This is a genomic window from Acinetobacter pittii ANC 4050 (assembly GCF_000399685.1).
In the GTDB taxonomy this organism is placed as follows: Bacteria; Pseudomonadota; Gammaproteobacteria; order Pseudomonadales; family Moraxellaceae; genus Acinetobacter; species Acinetobacter pittii_E.
In genome coordinates this window covers 1,202,709-1,217,861 of the sequence record NZ_KB976987.1, presented here as the reverse complement: position 1 = coordinate 1,217,861, position 15,153 = coordinate 1,202,709, and the positions used below count along the sequence as shown (strand labels likewise).

16 protein-coding genes are annotated in these 15,153 nt (G+C 37.3%); 6 read left to right on the top strand and 10 right to left on the bottom strand.

The window, feature by feature from the left end:
- Positions 1-194: 194 nt before the first annotated feature.
- Both F931_RS09485 and cyaA read left to right on the top strand, forming a co-directional pair.
- Positions 195-629 carry an HIT domain-containing protein gene (locus tag F931_RS09485; protein WP_002117900.1) on the top strand — a complete coding sequence of 145 codons (435 nt, stop codon included), beginning with the start codon at positions 195-197 and terminating at the stop codon, positions 627-629.
- A 56-nt stretch (positions 630-685) separates the two neighbouring features.
- A complete protein-coding gene (gene cyaA / locus F931_RS09480; RefSeq protein ID WP_016141158.1) occupies positions 686-2,152 on the top strand; it encodes an adenylate/guanylate cyclase domain-containing protein in 1,467 nt (488 codons plus the stop codon).
- A 53-nt stretch (positions 2,153-2,205) separates the two neighbouring features.
- On the opposite strand, the gene fdx is transcribed toward cyaA, so the two are convergent.
- From fdx to F931_RS09440, 8 genes are all read right to left on the bottom strand, one after another.
- Positions 2,206-2,544, bottom strand: a complete 339-nt coding sequence (fdx, locus tag F931_RS09475; protein ID WP_009387062.1) for an ISC system 2Fe-2S type ferredoxin — start codon at positions 2,542-2,544, stop codon at positions 2,206-2,208.
- A gap of 17 nt (positions 2,545-2,561) precedes the next feature.
- On the bottom strand, positions 2,562-4,421 hold the full coding sequence (gene hscA / locus F931_RS09470) for a Fe-S protein assembly chaperone HscA (RefSeq protein ID WP_016141157.1): 1,860 nt from the start codon (positions 4,419-4,421) through the stop codon (positions 2,562-2,564).
- Positions 4,422-4,458: 37 nt separating this feature from the next.
- On the bottom strand, positions 4,459-4,977 hold the full coding sequence (gene hscB / locus F931_RS09465) for a Fe-S protein assembly co-chaperone HscB (protein WP_005076214.1): 519 nt from the start codon (positions 4,975-4,977) through the stop codon (positions 4,459-4,461).
- An 88-nt stretch (positions 4,978-5,065) separates the two neighbouring features.
- Entirely contained in the window at positions 5,066-5,386 is a 321-nt protein-coding gene (gene iscA, locus F931_RS09460; RefSeq protein WP_016141156.1) for an iron-sulfur cluster assembly protein IscA, read from the bottom strand.
- 30 nt (positions 5,387-5,416) lie between these two features.
- On the bottom strand, positions 5,417-5,803 hold the full coding sequence (gene iscU / locus F931_RS09455; RefSeq protein WP_002117907.1) for a Fe-S cluster assembly scaffold IscU: 387 nt from the start codon (positions 5,801-5,803) through the stop codon (positions 5,417-5,419).
- 67 nt (positions 5,804-5,870) lie between these two features.
- Positions 5,871-7,088, bottom strand: coding sequence for an IscS subfamily cysteine desulfurase (gene iscS, locus F931_RS09450; protein WP_016141155.1), 1,218 nt, complete (start codon positions 7,086-7,088; stop codon positions 5,871-5,873).
- A 1-nt stretch (position 7,089) separates the two neighbouring features.
- Positions 7,090-7,563, bottom strand: coding sequence for an Rrf2 family transcriptional regulator (locus F931_RS09445; RefSeq protein ID WP_002117915.1), 474 nt, complete (start codon positions 7,561-7,563; stop codon positions 7,090-7,092).
- A 109-nt stretch (positions 7,564-7,672) separates the two neighbouring features.
- Complete coding sequence (locus F931_RS09440; RefSeq protein ID WP_016141154.1) at positions 7,673-8,320, bottom strand: hypothetical protein; 648 nt, start codon at positions 8,318-8,320, stop codon at positions 7,673-7,675.
- 208 nt (positions 8,321-8,528) lie between these two features.
- Between F931_RS09440 and F931_RS09435 the strand changes: the two genes are divergently transcribed.
- The 3 genes from F931_RS09435 (at position 8,529) to ppiD (ending at position 11,423) form a co-directional block, all read left to right on the top strand.
- Complete coding sequence (locus F931_RS09435) at positions 8,529-8,984, top strand: phasin family protein (RefSeq protein WP_016141153.1); 456 nt, start codon at positions 8,529-8,531, stop codon at positions 8,982-8,984.
- Between the two features lie 169 nt (positions 8,985-9,153).
- Positions 9,154-9,426 carry an HU family DNA-binding protein gene (hup, locus tag F931_RS09430; RefSeq protein WP_001043034.1) on the top strand — a complete coding sequence of 91 codons (273 nt, stop codon included), beginning with the start codon at positions 9,154-9,156 and terminating at the stop codon, positions 9,424-9,426.
- Between the two features lie 131 nt (positions 9,427-9,557).
- Positions 9,558-11,423, top strand: a complete 1,866-nt coding sequence (gene ppiD / locus F931_RS09425) for a SurA N-terminal domain-containing protein (protein WP_016141152.1) — start codon at positions 9,558-9,560, stop codon at positions 11,421-11,423.
- Positions 11,424-11,471: 48 nt separating this feature from the next.
- On the opposite strand, the gene araC is transcribed toward ppiD, so the two are convergent.
- Positions 11,472-12,416 (bottom strand): cupin domain-containing protein, encoded by a 945-nt coding sequence (gene araC, locus F931_RS09420; protein ID WP_025470312.1) that lies wholly within the window; start codon positions 12,414-12,416, stop codon positions 11,472-11,474.
- A gap of 189 nt (positions 12,417-12,605) precedes the next feature.
- On the opposite strand from araC, the gene alkM reads away from it, so the two are divergent.
- On the top strand, positions 12,606-13,829 hold the full coding sequence (gene alkM, locus F931_RS09415) for an alkane 1-monooxygenase (RefSeq protein WP_016141150.1): 1,224 nt from the start codon (positions 12,606-12,608) through the stop codon (positions 13,827-13,829).
- A gap of 113 nt (positions 13,830-13,942) precedes the next feature.
- Here alkM and acadM read toward each other — a convergent pair whose 3' ends face one another.
- Complete coding sequence (gene acadM, locus F931_RS09410; protein WP_016141149.1) at positions 13,943-15,148, bottom strand: acyl-CoA dehydrogenase family protein; 1,206 nt, start codon at positions 15,146-15,148, stop codon at positions 13,943-13,945.
- Positions 15,149-15,153 lie beyond the last annotated feature (5 nt).

Sequence of the window (15,153 nt, the reverse complement as noted above, 5' to 3'; positions counted from 1 at the left end):
TTTAAATTGATTTCAACTCAACAAGAATCTTTTGTATGTTGATAACAGAATTTTATGCACGATTTCTTGGTCTATCTGGGGAATAAGTGCATAAAATCATTGTTATTTGTAATCAAACCAGACACTAGCAATACTCACATTAAAACTGATGTGATAGTATTAGCCATTATTGTTTATTGTCATTTATAAAAGATATGTTTAGTTTGCATCCACAACTTGCTCAAGATACTTTTTTTGTAGGCGATTTTCCGCTTTCAACATGTCGTTTAATGAATGATATGCAATTCCCTTGGCTGATTTTAATCCCTCGTGTGCCGGGAATCACAGAATTATATGAGTTGAGCCAAGCCGACCAAGAACAGTTTTTGCGCGAATCAAGTTGGTTATCTAGCCAGCTATCTCGTGTATTCCGTGCTGATAAAATGAATGTTGCAGCCTTAGGGAATATGGTGCCTCAATTGCATTTTCATCATGTTGTACGTTATCAGAATGATGTTGCATGGCCTAAACCAGTTTGGGGTACACCAGCTGTTCCATATACAAATGATGTGCTGGCTCATATGCGTCAAACCCTTATGCTTGCGCTACGTGGTCAAGGCGACATGCCTTTTGATTGGCGCATGGACTAAATCAATGCAATGCCACATTTATATGAATGTGGCTACATTGAGGTGTGGAGGATAGGGTGCAATTAGAGAGGTTTATCGATAGAGAGCCTAAGCAGTTTGCATATTTTCATCGTTTGATGGGATATTCAATTCTGTCATTAATTTTAGTGATCTACGCTTTTACCTCACCAAATACAAATTATCAGATCTATATTCCACCTTTTTTTCTATTTCTGCTTTTTATTAGCTCGAAATTAGAACACTGGCTTCAGTACCAATTCGATAAAAAAACTCAAAAAAGTGTTTTCTTTGCAATCGATGCAATTGTTGTAGCAGTTACTTTGGCAGGACTGCATCTTAATTTAGTGCCTACATTTATTGCACTTTTTGCATTGTTTTATTCAGCAATTAATAGTCGTATTTCTTTCGCAGTCATTTGTTTAACGAGTTTGCTAGGCGCGATTATTTTTTATTTAAGTACTTTTTTCCTATTTGGTTTTTATACATATTTTGAGCCTACTAGCCAAGAGTTGACAGTAATAACACTCCTTGGTTTGGTTATGTTTATTACCATTGGAAATTATTACCAGCATCGCTGGGTTAAAAAAATCAGTCAGCAGCGTCAACATTACTATGACCAAATGACCCGTTATATTGCTTTTGCTAATCAGCTAAGCCGTTATGCGCCACTACAGTTGTGGCAGTCTATTATGCGCGGCGAGGCTGAAGCAAAGATTGAATATAAGCGTAAAAAAATGACGGTGTTTTTTTCTGATATTCAGGGTTTTACAGAGTTATCAGAAACTTTAATTCCAGATGATTTAGCATTTTTGCTTAATGATTATTTAAGTCATATGACTGAAATTGCTAAACAGTATGAGGCTACTGTCGATAAATTTATGGGGGATGCCATCCTCATATTTTTTGGTGATCCAAATTCACAAGGTGTAGAACAAGATGCTAAAGCTTGTGTAGAAATGGCAATTGCTATGCGTCAGCAAATGAAATTGCTACGTGAGCGCTGGAAAAAAATGGGTTACTCAGCCTTACATATCCGAATGGGGATTAGTACAGGTTATTGTCACGTAGGGAATTATGGGGCAACACATCGCATGGCTTATACGATCGTTGGTCGTGATGTGAATTTAGCGGCTCGTTTGCAGTATGCTGCTGAAATAGATGAGATTTTAATTTCAGATGATACTTATCAATTAATTAAGAGTGATTTCCTCTGTGCTCCTAAAACACCGATTTACCTAAAAGGTATTCAAGGTGCGGTAAAAACATGGCAAGTAATGGAGAAATATACAGGGAGTAAGTCGGATCATCAGCAATGGTTTGACTATGAGTATAAAGGCTTCCATTTGGTGCTTAATTTAGAAGAAGTACAAAACTATGAATATCCTGAATTGGTAGAAGTACTTGAGAAGATGATTCAACGAATTAAAGTTCAACAAACTCTAGTAAATACTCAAGGTATTGCACAGTTAAGACTTGAAGATGAAGTTAAACCTTTAGAGATAGATCCGCAAGACCAAGTTTAGAGTTTATAAAACATAAAAAAGCTGCTTTAAAAGCAGCTTTTTTAATGACTCGATTAATGATTTTCTGAAGCGTGGTTGATTGTATATTTAGGGATCTCAATTTCTAAATCTTCATCAACAATTTTTACTTGGCATGAGAGACGAGAATCTGGTTCAAGACCCCAAGCGCGATCTAAAAGATCTGCTTCCACATCATCCATTTCTTCTAGGCTATCAAAACCTTTACGAACTACTACGTGACAGGTAGTGCAAGCACATGACATGTCACAAGCGTGTTCGATTTTAATTCCTCGATCAAGCAAACTTTGGCAAAGATTTGCATTTTGTTCAACTTCAAATTCTGCGCCTTCGGGACAAAATTGAGCGTGAGGAAGTACTTTAATACGGGGCATATTGATCACCTATACCTTTAGTTTGAATTTGACCAATCTTCAAGTTTTGTACCTTTTAAGGCGTGGTCAATATGTCGATTCATACGTAGTGCAGCAAAAGCATCACTATGTACTTTAAGTTGTTCTACAGCTTTTTCAATTGCTTGAATATCATTGCCTTCAAGTTGTACTTTAAGCGAATTTTCAGCGGCTTTAAGTGCTTCGAGTTGCTCATTATTGAGTAAATCAGCATCCACTTTCAAAGCTTGTTCTAATGCTTCAAGCTCACGTTGGGCCTCAACTTTGGTTTCTTTTAAATGACGCAGATTTTTATCTTCTTCCGCGTGCTGGAAACCTTCAATTAATAAGCGTTCAGTGTCAGATTCTGATAAACCATAAGATGGTTTAATATCAATTTGAGCTTGAACACCTGAAGTTGTTTCACGAGCTGAAACCGTGAGTAAGCCGTCTGCATCTACTTGAAAGGTAACTTCAATACGTGCTTGGCCAGCAGTCATTGGAGGAATGCCATGAAGAACAAATCTTCCTAATGAACGACAATGCTCGACTAAATCTCGCTCACCTTGAACTACGTGTATAAGCATGGCTGTTTGGCCATCTTGATAAGTAGTAAATTCCTGACGACGAGCAACTGGAATAGCTGTATTACGTGAAATAAGACGCTCCACTAATCCACCCATGGTTTCTAAGCCAAGAGAAAGAGGAGTGACATCCAAAAGTAATGAACCGTCTTGGCTGTTTCCAATTAACTGATTAGCTGTAATGGAAGCACCAATTGCAACTACTTCATCAGGGTTAATTGTACAAAGTGGTTCTTGATTAAACACATTGCGAACTGCTTGTTGAACAGCATAAGAACGGGTAGAGCCACCTACTAAAACAACGTTTTGAATATCTGATAATTCAAGTTTTGCATCACGTAAAACACGTTTGCAAACACTGATTGTTTTATCTAAAGCAACTTGAATGATGCTTTCAAAGGTTGAACGATCAAGTGTTAGTTCGTTTTCAAGTAGTTTTAACTGAACAGATTCTTGTGTAGATAATTGTTCTTTTGCTTGGCGGGCAGCAACAATAAATACGGCATAGTTTTCATCGCTTAGCGTATCAATGTTTAGCTGTTTTTTAGCCCATTTAACAATAAGACGGTCTAAGTCATCACCACCTAAAGCAGTATGGCCACCAGTAGCTAATACTTCAAAGACACCTTGTGAAAAACGTAGGATTGATACGTCGAAAGTACCACCCCCTAAGTCATAAATCACATAATTGTGATCTGTGGCTAAATTCGTTTCCTGATCTAAACCATAAGCCACAGCAGCAGCTGTTGGTTCATTTAGAAGACGTAATACATTTAAACCAGCGAGCTGTGCAGCATCACGTGTCGCTTGGCGCTGAGCTTCATCAAAGTAAGCTGGAACAGTAATTACAGCACCATTTACTGGGTTTTGTAAGCTAGATTCAGCGCGTTCTTTTAGTTGTTTTAAAATTTCAGCTGAAATTTCAACAGGCGTTTTGCGACCAGAACGTGTCTCGAAAGCTGGCATCTCATTTTCAGAACCCACTAACTCATAAGGGTGTTGAAATTTGATATCTGCTTTTGAGCGTCCCATAAAACGTTTTACAGAAACGATTGTATTTTTTGGATCAGCAATAATGAAAGGCTTTGCTTCTTCACCATAGTGAGTGATATCACTTCCATAGTGCACAATAGAGGGTAGAAGTCTTCTTTCTTTTTCGTCATTGAGGACTTTTGGTTTGCCTGATAACACTGTCGCAACTAGAGAATGTGTTGTTCCTAGGTCGATACCAATCGCAATGCGGTGTTGATGTGGGGCACTGGATTGACCCGGTTCAGCAATTTGCAAAAGTGCCATGAGTTAAATCCTTTGAATATAAATTGAAAAAAGCGAATTAAAAATCGTCATCTAAATCAAAGTTGTCTTCATCATCCAACAATTGATCTTCTGCTTTTTCAATATCGTTAAGAACGCGCTGAAAGAAACGTAATTTACGTACAGTATCTCGAGCTTCACCCCAGTCTTCATCTGAGTAATCAATTTTAAACTCGCGAACTAAACCCTCAATCCACTGAAACACTTCTTGTTTAAGAGTGCTTAAATGCTCTTGTGAAGTTGCTTCATCAAGTTGTTCACGAAGTTCTAGAGCTGATTGCAGAAACTCAAAATCACTAATAGATTGATCTAGGTGATGGTCTTGCTTTTTTAATGCAAGAAGATAAGCAGCGCGGCTATCTACCTGCGATAGAACTTTAAAAGCTTGATTGATTTCACTTGATTTGATCAACGCCTGATCTTTATCTTCTGCTTTATCTGGATGATATTGCTGCTGCAAGCTTAAGAAGCTAGATTTTAAGCTCGCCAAATCGATATCGAGTTCTACGGGTAAATTGAACAACTCAAAATGATTCATTAGAAAGGAGGTCCACGTTAATTAAATATATTAAAACAGTGCTATAAAAAGACACTGTTTTAATGAAAAGGATGGAAGGAGAAGTGGGTTATACAGTGAAAGACTCACCGCAACCACATTCACCTTTCTTATTAGGATTGTTAAATTCGAACCCTTCATTAAGGCCGTTCTTAACGTAGTCCATTTCTAAGCCTTCTAAATAGACTAAGCTTTTGGGATCTACAACAACCTTAACGCCAAATTGTTCGAAAACTTGGTCATGCTCATCGATAGAATCAACAAATTCGAGAACATAAGCTAACCCAGAACAACCAGAAGTTTTCACACCCACGCGAATGCCTTCACCCTTACCTCGGTTTTTAAGGTAATTGCTAATATGAGTCGCAGCATTTTCAGTTAAATGAATCATGAAAACTCCAACGTTTACAATGGTAACAAATTAAGCTTTAGATTTTTTACTGCGGTAATCATCAATCGCAGCTTTAATTGCATCTTCAGCTAGTACAGAGCAGTGAACTTTTACTGGTGGAAGTGCAAGCTCAGTTGCGATATCAATATTTTTGATTGCCTGAGCTTCATCAAGAGTTTTACCTTTTAACCACTCAGTTACAAGGGAACTTGATGCAATTGCAGAACCACAGCCATAAGTTTTAAAACGTGCCTCTTCAATCACGCCGCTATCGTTTACTTGAATTTGTAAACGCATTACGTCGCCACATGCAGGTGCACCCACCATGCCTGTACCTACATTTTCAGAGTTTTTGTCTAAAACACCAACATTACGAGGGTTTTCGTAATGATCAATTACCTTTTCGCTATAAGCCATTTCGCTTCTCCAAACCTCGGGGTCAGCCTAATATTAATATGAGGGTAAAAACACTAATTTCAATGAATTAGTGTTCAGCCCATTCAACTGTAGAAAGATCAATACCTTCTTTATACATATCCCAAAGCGGAGAAAGTTCACGTAATTTCTCAACAGCGGCTTTGGTAATTGTAAGCACGTGATCAATATCTTCTTCAGTTGTGTATTTACCAAAACTAAAGCGGATTGAACTGTGTGCTAGCTCATCAGATAAACCTAATGCGCGAAGAACATATGAAGGCTCTAAGGTTGCAGAAGTACAAGCAGAACCACTTGATACAGCAGCATCTTTAAGAGACATCATTAAAGATTCACCTTCAACAAAGTTAAAGCTGACATTTAAATAGTTAGCAACGTTTTGAGTTGGGTGGCCATTCAAGAAAACTTGTTCAAGATCTTGTAAACCATTCCAAAGCTTGTCGCGAAGCTTACGGATACGCTCTTGTTCTGCTTGCATTGTTTTGCCAGCAATTTCAAAAGCTTCACCCATACCTACAATTTGGTGGGTCGCTAAAGTACCAGAACGCATACCACGCTCATGACCACCGCCATGAATTTGTGCTTTTAAGCGCACACGTGGACTACGACGTACATATAATGCACCGATACCTTTTGGACCATAAATTTTATGAGCAGAGAAACTCATAAGATCAATTTTCATCGTAGATAAATCAATTTCGACTTTACCAGCCGCTTGTGCTGCATCTACATGGAAGAATGTTTTATTGGCACGTGTTAATTCACCAATCGCTGCTACATCTGTAACTGTACCAATTTCATTGTTCACCATCATCAGTGAAACAAGAATAGTATCTGGGCGAAGGGCAGCCTTAACCATTTCAGGAGTAATTAAACCTGTTTGTGGCTCTGGCTCTAAATAAGTAATTTCAAAACCTTGTTCTTCTAATTCACGACAAGGATCTAGAACAGCTTTATGTTCAATTTTACTTGTAATGATATGTTTGCCTTTAGATGCATAGAACTGAGCTACACCTTTAAGGGCAAGGTTGTCTGACTCAGTTGCACCAGAAGTCCAAACGATTTCACGTGGATCAGCTTTAATTAAATTTGCTACTTGCTCACGTGCATATTCAACTTTTTCTTCTGCCTGCCAGCCATAAGCGTGGGAACGAGACGCAGCATTACCAAAGGTACCGTCGAAAGTTAAACACTCCATCATACGTTCTGCAACTTGCGGATCTACTGGAGTGGTTGCTGCGTAATCAAGATAAATTGGACGTTTCATATCAAATACCTGTACCCGATAAAAGAGCTGAATCTGTGCCAGTCACATTTTGGCGTAATGCAACAGTTTGAACGTTGTCTCGGCTAATGAGATCGGCAAGAGAGATTTTTGCTAAATAGTCGGCAATATGATGAGAGAGTTCTTGCCATAAATCGTGAGTGAGACACATTGCACCATTCTGGCAGTTACCTTTATGGTCACAACGTGTTGCATCAACGGTTTCATTTACGGCTTCAATAATTTCTAACACAGTAATTTCATCAGCATTTCGAGCCAAATGATAACCACCATTTGCACCACGAACACTAGAAACTAACCCATGACGCTTAAGTTTTGCGAATAACTGTTCTAAATAAGCAACTGAAATGGATTGGCGTGCGGCAATTTCGGCGAGCGTGATCGTTTGTTCAGTTGGCTGCAAAGCTAAATCAAGTAGAGCAGTCACTGCGTAGCGACCGCGAGTTGTAAGGCGCATGATTCGATACACATGTTAAGACTAGATAATAGGATTTTATGAATCCCGACTAAAATAGTCAAGTTTTTTTATTTTTAATTCAAGTATAGGAACAAAATGGAAAAATAAATTAAACAACCAACAAATTATATATGAAATAAGCAACAAATATTAGGCTAATTATACCAAAGGAGAGGTTAATGTTTCGTTGGCGTCGCTGTAAACGGGTAATTCGATTTTGATATTGTTTAATTTCTACATGAAGTGAATTGATTTCTGATCGTTGTTGATCAATTTTTTCAAGTAAAGGTGCAATCTTTTTATGCGAAGCAAGTGTTTCAGCTTCATCATCAACTGCATTGAACCATTGTTTCCAGTCTGCAAGTAACTTAGGTAGCGTGAAGTGAGAAATTAAATCTAGAAGTTCCTTTTTAGTTTCTTCATCTCCATCAATACGCATATTGTTAAGACTGCGCTGATTTGAAAAACCGAAAATTTTAATGAGGTCAACCAGAGTACTATTGATTTCAAGATCAATACGTCTGTCAAATGAGTGGATATCGAATAACAAGCCTTTCTCTGTAAATTGAACATAGAAGTCAAAAAAAGGCAGATAGCTGTTAATGCGAATTGTTGTTTTGTTTAAGATAAACTTTTTCGCTTGCAAGCGAAGAGCACCATCGTGGGTGAGAATAAATGAAAAGAAAGTTTCTAAAATAATTAGAACAATATTCAGCAACAGACGCGGATGTTTTTGTCTTTGTTGCGTTTCACTCATAAAAGTTTATCCTTACAAATAGCAATTAATTGAAGAATGGGACATCCTATCCCAAACTTAACACAATGTCGTGTTAAATATATTTACATGACTTAATTGCTTTGTAGAACAGTTTTGTAAATGGATCAAGTCTTTACTTTGATATTATAGAAATATTTTGTGGTCAAATCAGTCATCATTTCTCTCATCTGATTAGGAGTTTAGATTAATGGATAATGCAAATATAGATAACCATACAGAAGAGTCAGAAGAAAAAAATAAATTAAAATCAAGAGGTTCAAGAAAATCGGCTTTGGATTTTAGAAAATATACTAAGCAAATTTGGTTGGCGGGACTAGGGGCATTTTCACGTGCGGAAGAAGAGGGCAACAAACTCTTTGATTCCTTGGTCAAAGTTGGTGAAGAGTTAGAGTCAAAAACTGGGGACTTAGCCGATAATACTGTAGGTAAAGTTACAGAAAAAGCTAAAGAATCTGTATCTGAAACAAAAGATAAGGTAGAGAAGATTCTTGATACGAGTGTTAATCATTCTTTAAACCGAATAGGACTAGTCACTCCGAAGGATTTGCAACACATTGAACAGCTGCTTGTACAACTGCATATTAAGGTGGATGCTTTAATAGAAGAAAACCAGCAGTTGAAAGCAAAATTGAATAAAAAGTAAAAAAATGTTGGGATTTAGCAAATATATAACAGTTTTTTAGCATTTATTTTTGCTAAAAGCCCTGCTCTAGTATTGCGTTTTCCCCTAAAGCATTGCTATAAAGGCGTCATGGCCTTTTAAACTATAGCCTTGGACCTTAAACAAACGATATTAAGAGGATGTTTTATTCATGAATAAATCAGAATTAATCGATGCAATTGCTGAAAAAGGGGGAGTATCTAAGACTGATGCAGGCAAGGCACTCGATGCGACAATTGCGTCAATTACTGAAGCACTTAAAAAAGGTGACACAGTAACTTTAGTTGGTTTTGGTACTTTCAGTGTTAAAGAACGTGCTGCACGTACTGGTCGTAACCCTAAAACTGGTGAAGAGCTTCAAATTAAAGCAACAAAAGTACCAAGCTTCAAAGCTGGTAAAGGTCTTAAAGATTCAGTAGCTTAATCTTTTAAGATGAATAAACGCGCCAATATAGGCGCGTTTTTTATTAAAAATCTGAATTGACCAATATTGCTCATTCATTGATTGTGGTTTTTCAGTTAAAATTCTCCTCGAAATAAAATATTGGAATACTTATGGAATCGTTTCGTACAGTCATTAAGGGTTGGCTCGGCAAAGTCCTTCTAATTTTGTTTTTGACCCCTTTAGCACTTGTAGGTATTGAAGGATATTTTAATAGGGGAAACAAGGCTGATGTTGCAAAGACAGTAAACGGCCAAGAAATATCTAAAAAAGACCTTGAAACTTTAACTCAGTCTTACAAACAACAATATTTAGCTGCTGTTAAAGGTGATGAGAGTTTACTTAATTTGCCTGTTATTCAGGCTAAGGCACTCGATATTTTAGTGTCGCGTAATTTATTGATTCAGCAAGCGGAAAAATTAGGTATTTCTTTGAGTGATACTCAAATTGAGCAAATGTTAGCTCAACAGCCTAGTTTGCAAGAGAATGGTCAATTCTCACAAAAACTCTATGAAAATTATTTACGTTCGATCGGCATGACAAGCCAAGGATTAATTTCAAGCCTACGTCAAGATCATGCTTTAAAAATGTTAACTTCTACATTTGCTGATTACTCTCTAGTAAGTAAAGTTGATCTTATGCAAATTGCGAATTTGCAAACTGAACAACGTACTTTGCATTTAGCTAGTATTAAATTAGATAGTTACAAAACAGGTTTAACTGCCTCTAATCAAGAAGCTACAGATTATTACAACAAGCATCAAAATGAATTTAAGCAACAAGCTTCGGTTGATGTGGATTATGTTGTGTTATCTCCTTCAATGGTAGCTAAACCAGCTCCTGCAACTGAAGCTGAGCTTCAGCAGGCTTATGCAAAGTTTGTTGAAACTCAGAAAAAAGATGCTAAGCGAACTGTGAAGCATATTTTAATTACTACTGATGCTCGCGATGATGCAGCAGCTCAAAAGCTTGCAAAAGAAGTGTATGCAAAAATTCAGGGCGGACTTTCATTTGCTCAGGCTGCATCTCAGTTTTCTGAAGATCCTAGTTCTAAAGCAAAAGGTGGTTTAGTAGAAGCATATGCACCAGGTGTTTTCTCAGATGCATTTGATAAAACTGTCTTAAGTTTGAAAAATGGGCAAGTTTCACAGCCAGTAAAAACACAATATGGTTACCATATTATTGAAGCAGAAACGCAAGCGAACCAAATCCCTTCATTTGAAGCTGAGAAGGCACGTTTAACTGCTGAGGTTGAAAAGAATAAAGTTGCGACTGTTTATTCAGATACCGTAAATAGTTTGAATGAAACGATTGTTGGCAATGATTCTTTAGAAGCAGTTGTACAAGAAGTAAAAGGTACAAAAGTTGAATCATTAAATGGTGTAACTTTAGCTACTCAAAATCCATATTTAAGCGATCCAAGCGTCAAAATTAAATTATTTAATGATGATGTGAAGAATGGTGACCGTAATACTTCCTCTAATATTCAGTTAGCGAATGGCGATACGGTATGGGTTAAAGTACGTGATTACCACGCAGCTGGTGTAAAACCATTAGCACAAGCGATGAATGAAGCGAAAGCAAAAGTTATCGATGAAAAAGCGCGTAAGGCTGCTCAAGCAAAAATTGCTACTATGTTGACTGAGTTTAAAACTCAACCTGCAGGCCAAGTGGTTGCTAAAAATAAAGTCGCATTTGAGTCAGCTGGTGTATTTACTCGATCACAAGGTTTAAAACGCGAAATTGAACGTGCTGCATTTAGCTTAGCTACACCTAAGCCAGGCATGTGGTCTGTTACAACAGCAAACTTACCAAATGAGCTTGTAGTCGTTGCAGTTTCAAATGTAAATTCATCAGTTGTAAATGCTATTCCTGCTGATCAGTTACAACAGTTAAAACAACTTTATCGCCAATCACGTGGCCAACAAATATTGGAAGATTACAGCCAATATCTAAAATCACATGCAAAGATTAAATAATAATTTAATCAAATAAAAAAAGCGCTTCGGCGCTTTTTTTATTTTCTATTAATCGAGAGGTTGTTCGATATATTGCTGTCGATATTGTTTAGGTGATAAATCAAAACTCCTTTTAAATGCTTGACTAAAAGCAGTTTCAGACGAGTAGCCAACTTTGTTTGATATTTGCTGAATTGATAGGTTACTTGTACGTAAATACTGGCTAGCTAAACGAAAGCGATAATGTTGTAAATAAGTTAAAGGCGGTTCACCAATAATACTGCTAAATAGATTTGCGAATTTGGAACGTGACATACAGCATTGTTCTGCTAAAGATTCAACGGTCCAAGCCATTTCTGGTTGGCTATGAATAGCAGATAGGGCATTACTCAATTCAGGGTGAGTTAAGGCACTTAGCCAGTTTTGTTGATCAGTCATTTGTTGAACGTGATCACGTATACATTCAATAAGAAGAATACTGACTAAATGATCAATAATTTTGTCATGACCTGGCCTGATTTTTTGAGTTTCAATTGCTAAAAAATAAAGTCCAATTTGTAGCCATTCAGGTGGGTTGGTTTGATTTTCATGTTGAATATGCATAATACATGGCAATGCATTAATCAAAGGACCGGCCATATGAGTATCGATCTGACAGCGTAAACATAGCAATAATGTTTTATCCGGAGAAGAAGTACCAAACTCGATCGCGTCTTGTCTATGTCCGTTAAAAAGTGAAGTAATATCTAGAGAATCTACTAATTTACTGGCTGTTGATTTTGAATCAGTGGCACTATGTGCTTTTCCTGAAGGAATTAAAATAATATCACCAGCTGTCGCAATTATTTTTTCTGACGCATTAAGTTGAATATATACTGAACCAGTTAAAACAATATAGGCAAGTAAAGCAGATTGATCTTGTGTTTTAAAAGCCCATTCTCCTTGTGCTTTTAAATAGATGTATTCAGACTTATTAAGGTGAATATCATCAAAAAACTTACTTAGTGCATCCATCTTTAAATGATCAATCATTATTTTAATAAAATTATAGTGAGCTATAAGAATAGATCAACATGTGTTTTTAGGACAAAAAAGTGGAAGAAAATGCCAAAGACTTTAACATAGGTTTTTTGGACGGTTACTACTGTTAAGTAAACACTATTTCTTTAACTATATAGATATATAGAAAAAGGAAATATGACTATGAATGCACCAGTGAATGTTCAGCAAGAACTTATGCCAGTGCCTGCGTCTATGCGTGAGATAGATCGTAAACGCTTTTTATGGATGATTAGTCCCGCTTTACCTGTAATTGGTTTAGGTATTTTAGCTGGTTACCATGTTGGTCCACGCCCATTAAAAAAAGTTTTCGCTTTAGGTGGCCCACTTTTATTACATGTTGTGATTCCCGCAATTGATACTGTTATTGGGAAAGATGCACGTAATCCGACTGATGAAGAAATTAAGCTTTTAGAAAAAGATCCATATTATTCACGCCTTGTGAAAAGTTTTATTCCTTTACAGTATGCCGCAAACGCTTATGCATGTTATTTAACAAGCCGTAAAACCACGTCATTTATTGATAAGATTTTACTCGGTGTTTCGATGGGTGCTATTAATGGTATTGCTATTAATACCGCACATGAGTTAAGTCATAAACATGATCGTATTGATCATATTTTATCGCACTTGGCGTTGGTTCCGACAGTCTATAACCATTTCCGTATTGAGCATCCATATGGCCATCATAAACGTGCAGCAACGCCTGAAGATCCTGCTTCTTCACGTATGGGTGAAACATTTTATGAATTCTGGCCACGTACAGTTGTAGGTTCTTTTAAATCTGCCATTGAAATCGAGAAAAATCGCTTAAAACGTAAAGGTAAAGAATTCTGGTCAGGTGATAATGAATTATTACAGGGTTGGGGAATGAGTGCGGCTTTCCATGCTTCTATGATAGGAATTTTTGGTAAAAGCACAATTCCATATTTAGCGACACAAGCATTTTATGGCATTAGTCTTTTTGAAATTATTAACTACATTGAACATTATGGCTTGCTGCGTCAGAAAAAAGAAAATGGTCAATATGAGCGTACAATGCCCGAGCATAGCTGGAACAATAATAACGTCGTAACAAACTTATTCTTGTATCAGTTGCAGCGTCATTCAGATCACCATGCTTATCCAACTCGTCCATTCCAAGCGCTACGTCATTTTGATGAAGCTCCAGAATTACCAAGTGGTTATGCAAGTATGTTATTACCAGCATTAATCCCTTCATTGTGGTTTAAAATAATGGATAAGCGAGTTTTTGATCACTATAAAGGTGATTTAAACAAAGCAAATATTTCTTCAAAACGTCGTGCAAAAATCTTCAAAAAATTTGGAGTAGTAGACCAATCATTAGAACCAACAACTGTTAAATAAATAAAAACTTAAGTCCTGAAATATGAAAACCCTCTTATTATTCTTAATGAGAGGGTTTTTAGCTTCTAAAATTTGGAAATGGGTAAGGGAATACTGAAATTCCCTTTACTCTATTATTTTAGTTCACTCGATGATTTACCAAGTTCACGACGTGCAATAATTAATTGTTGTATTTGCTGTGTACCTTCAAAAATATCAAGAATTTTTGAATCACGCGCCCATTTCTCAAGCAACTCATCTTCGTTATAGCCAACACTTGCTGCTAATTCTACACATTTTAAAGTGATTTCATTCCCAACACGACCTGCTTTTGCTTTTGCAATAGAAGCCTCTTTAGAGTTTGGCTTTTTATTATCTGCCATCCATGTGGCTTTTAACATGAGTAGGCGAGCAGCTTCCCATTCAGCTTCCATACGGTAGATCTGTGCTGTCAGGTTAGAAGCATGCAGGTAAGGGGTGGAATAGTCAGGATCTAGCTGATCTTTAAAAATCTCTTTAATACGCTCTAAAGAAGCTTTTGCGCATCCAATTGCCATTGCTGCAACTAAGGGACGAGTATTGTCAAAAGTTTCCATTACTCCAGCAAAGCCTTTGGCAACGTCGACTTCGGCATTACCTAAAAGATTTTCGGCTGGTACGCGGCAGTCAATAAAACTAATCACGGCTGTATCTGAAGCTTTAATTCCCAATTTATGTTCGAGACGTTCAACCTTCATTCCGGGCGTACCTTTAGGTACGACAAATGATTTAATTGCTGCACGTCCAAGTTTACGATCGAGCGTAGCCCAAACAACGACAGAATCTGCACGTTCGCCTGAAGTTACAAAAATCTTTTCACCATTTAGAATGTAGTCATCGCCATCTTTTGTTGCCGTGGTACGGATAGCCGCAGAGTCAGACCCGCAACCAGGTTCGGTAATGGCCATTGCTGCCCATGTTCCTTTGAACCGTTCTAATTGCTCATCATTTGCGACAGCGGCAATTGCTGAGTTTCCAAGACCCTGACGAGGCATACTCAGTAATAAACCCGTATCGCCATAACACATCTCAATAATGCCAAGAGCGGTCGACATGTTGGTTCCATTACGAATACCTTCATTGTCTGTATCACCACGCTTTCCTGCACCCGCAGCTCCAGCATTAATCCCTTCGCCGCCTTCATTCATACCATCAATAAGAGAAGCGAGCATATCAAGTTCTTTTGGATATGCATGCTCAGCTTTGTCATATTTACGAGAAATAGGGCGTAAAACATTGATCGCAACATCACGTGCCTGATCAATCATCATTTTGAATTTTTTAGGATTTTGTAAATTCATTAAAG

Bases quoted from the DNA above. Each gene is read 5' to 3' on its own strand.
- F931_RS09445 (WP_002117915.1), bottom strand. From the start codon at position 7,563: ATGCGCCTTACAACTCGCGGTCGCTACGCAGTGACTGCTCTACTTGAT.
- acadM (WP_016141149.1), bottom strand. From the start codon at position 15,148: ATGAATTTACAAAATCCTAAAAAATTCAAAATGATGATTGATCAGGCA.
- fdx (WP_009387062.1), bottom strand. From the start codon at position 2,544: ATGCCCCGTATTAAAGTACTTCCTCACGCTCAATTTTGTCCCGAAGGC.
- hscB (WP_005076214.1), bottom strand. From the start codon at position 4,977: ATGAATCATTTTGAGTTGTTCAATTTACCCGTAGAACTCGATATCGAT.
- iscU (WP_002117907.1), bottom strand. From the start codon at position 5,803: ATGGCTTATAGCGAAAAGGTAATTGATCATTACGAAAACCCTCGTAAT.
- araC (WP_025470312.1), bottom strand. From the start codon at position 12,416: ATGGATGCACTAAGTAAGTTTTTTGATGATATTCACCTTAATAAGTCT.
- iscS (WP_016141155.1), bottom strand. From the start codon at position 7,088: ATGAAACGTCCAATTTATCTTGATTACGCAGCAACCACTCCAGTAGAT.
- F931_RS09485 (WP_002117900.1), top strand. From the start codon at position 195: ATGTTTAGTTTGCATCCACAACTTGCTCAAGATACTTTTTTTGTAGGC.
- F931_RS09440 (WP_016141154.1), bottom strand. From the start codon at position 8,320: ATGAGTGAAACGCAACAAAGACAAAAACATCCGCGTCTGTTGCTGAAT.
- hup (WP_001043034.1), top strand. From the start codon at position 9,154: ATGAATAAATCAGAATTAATCGATGCAATTGCTGAAAAAGGGGGAGTA.
- ppiD (WP_016141152.1), top strand. From the start codon at position 9,558: ATGGAATCGTTTCGTACAGTCATTAAGGGTTGGCTCGGCAAAGTCCTT.
- hscA (WP_016141157.1), bottom strand. From the start codon at position 4,421: ATGGCACTTTTGCAAATTGCTGAACCGGGTCAATCCAGTGCCCCACAT.
- iscA (WP_016141156.1), bottom strand. From the start codon at position 5,386: ATGATTCATTTAACTGAAAATGCTGCGACTCATATTAGCAATTACCTT.
- alkM (WP_016141150.1), top strand. From the start codon at position 12,606: ATGAATGCACCAGTGAATGTTCAGCAAGAACTTATGCCAGTGCCTGCG.
- F931_RS09435 (WP_016141153.1), top strand. From the start codon at position 8,529: ATGGATAATGCAAATATAGATAACCATACAGAAGAGTCAGAAGAAAAA.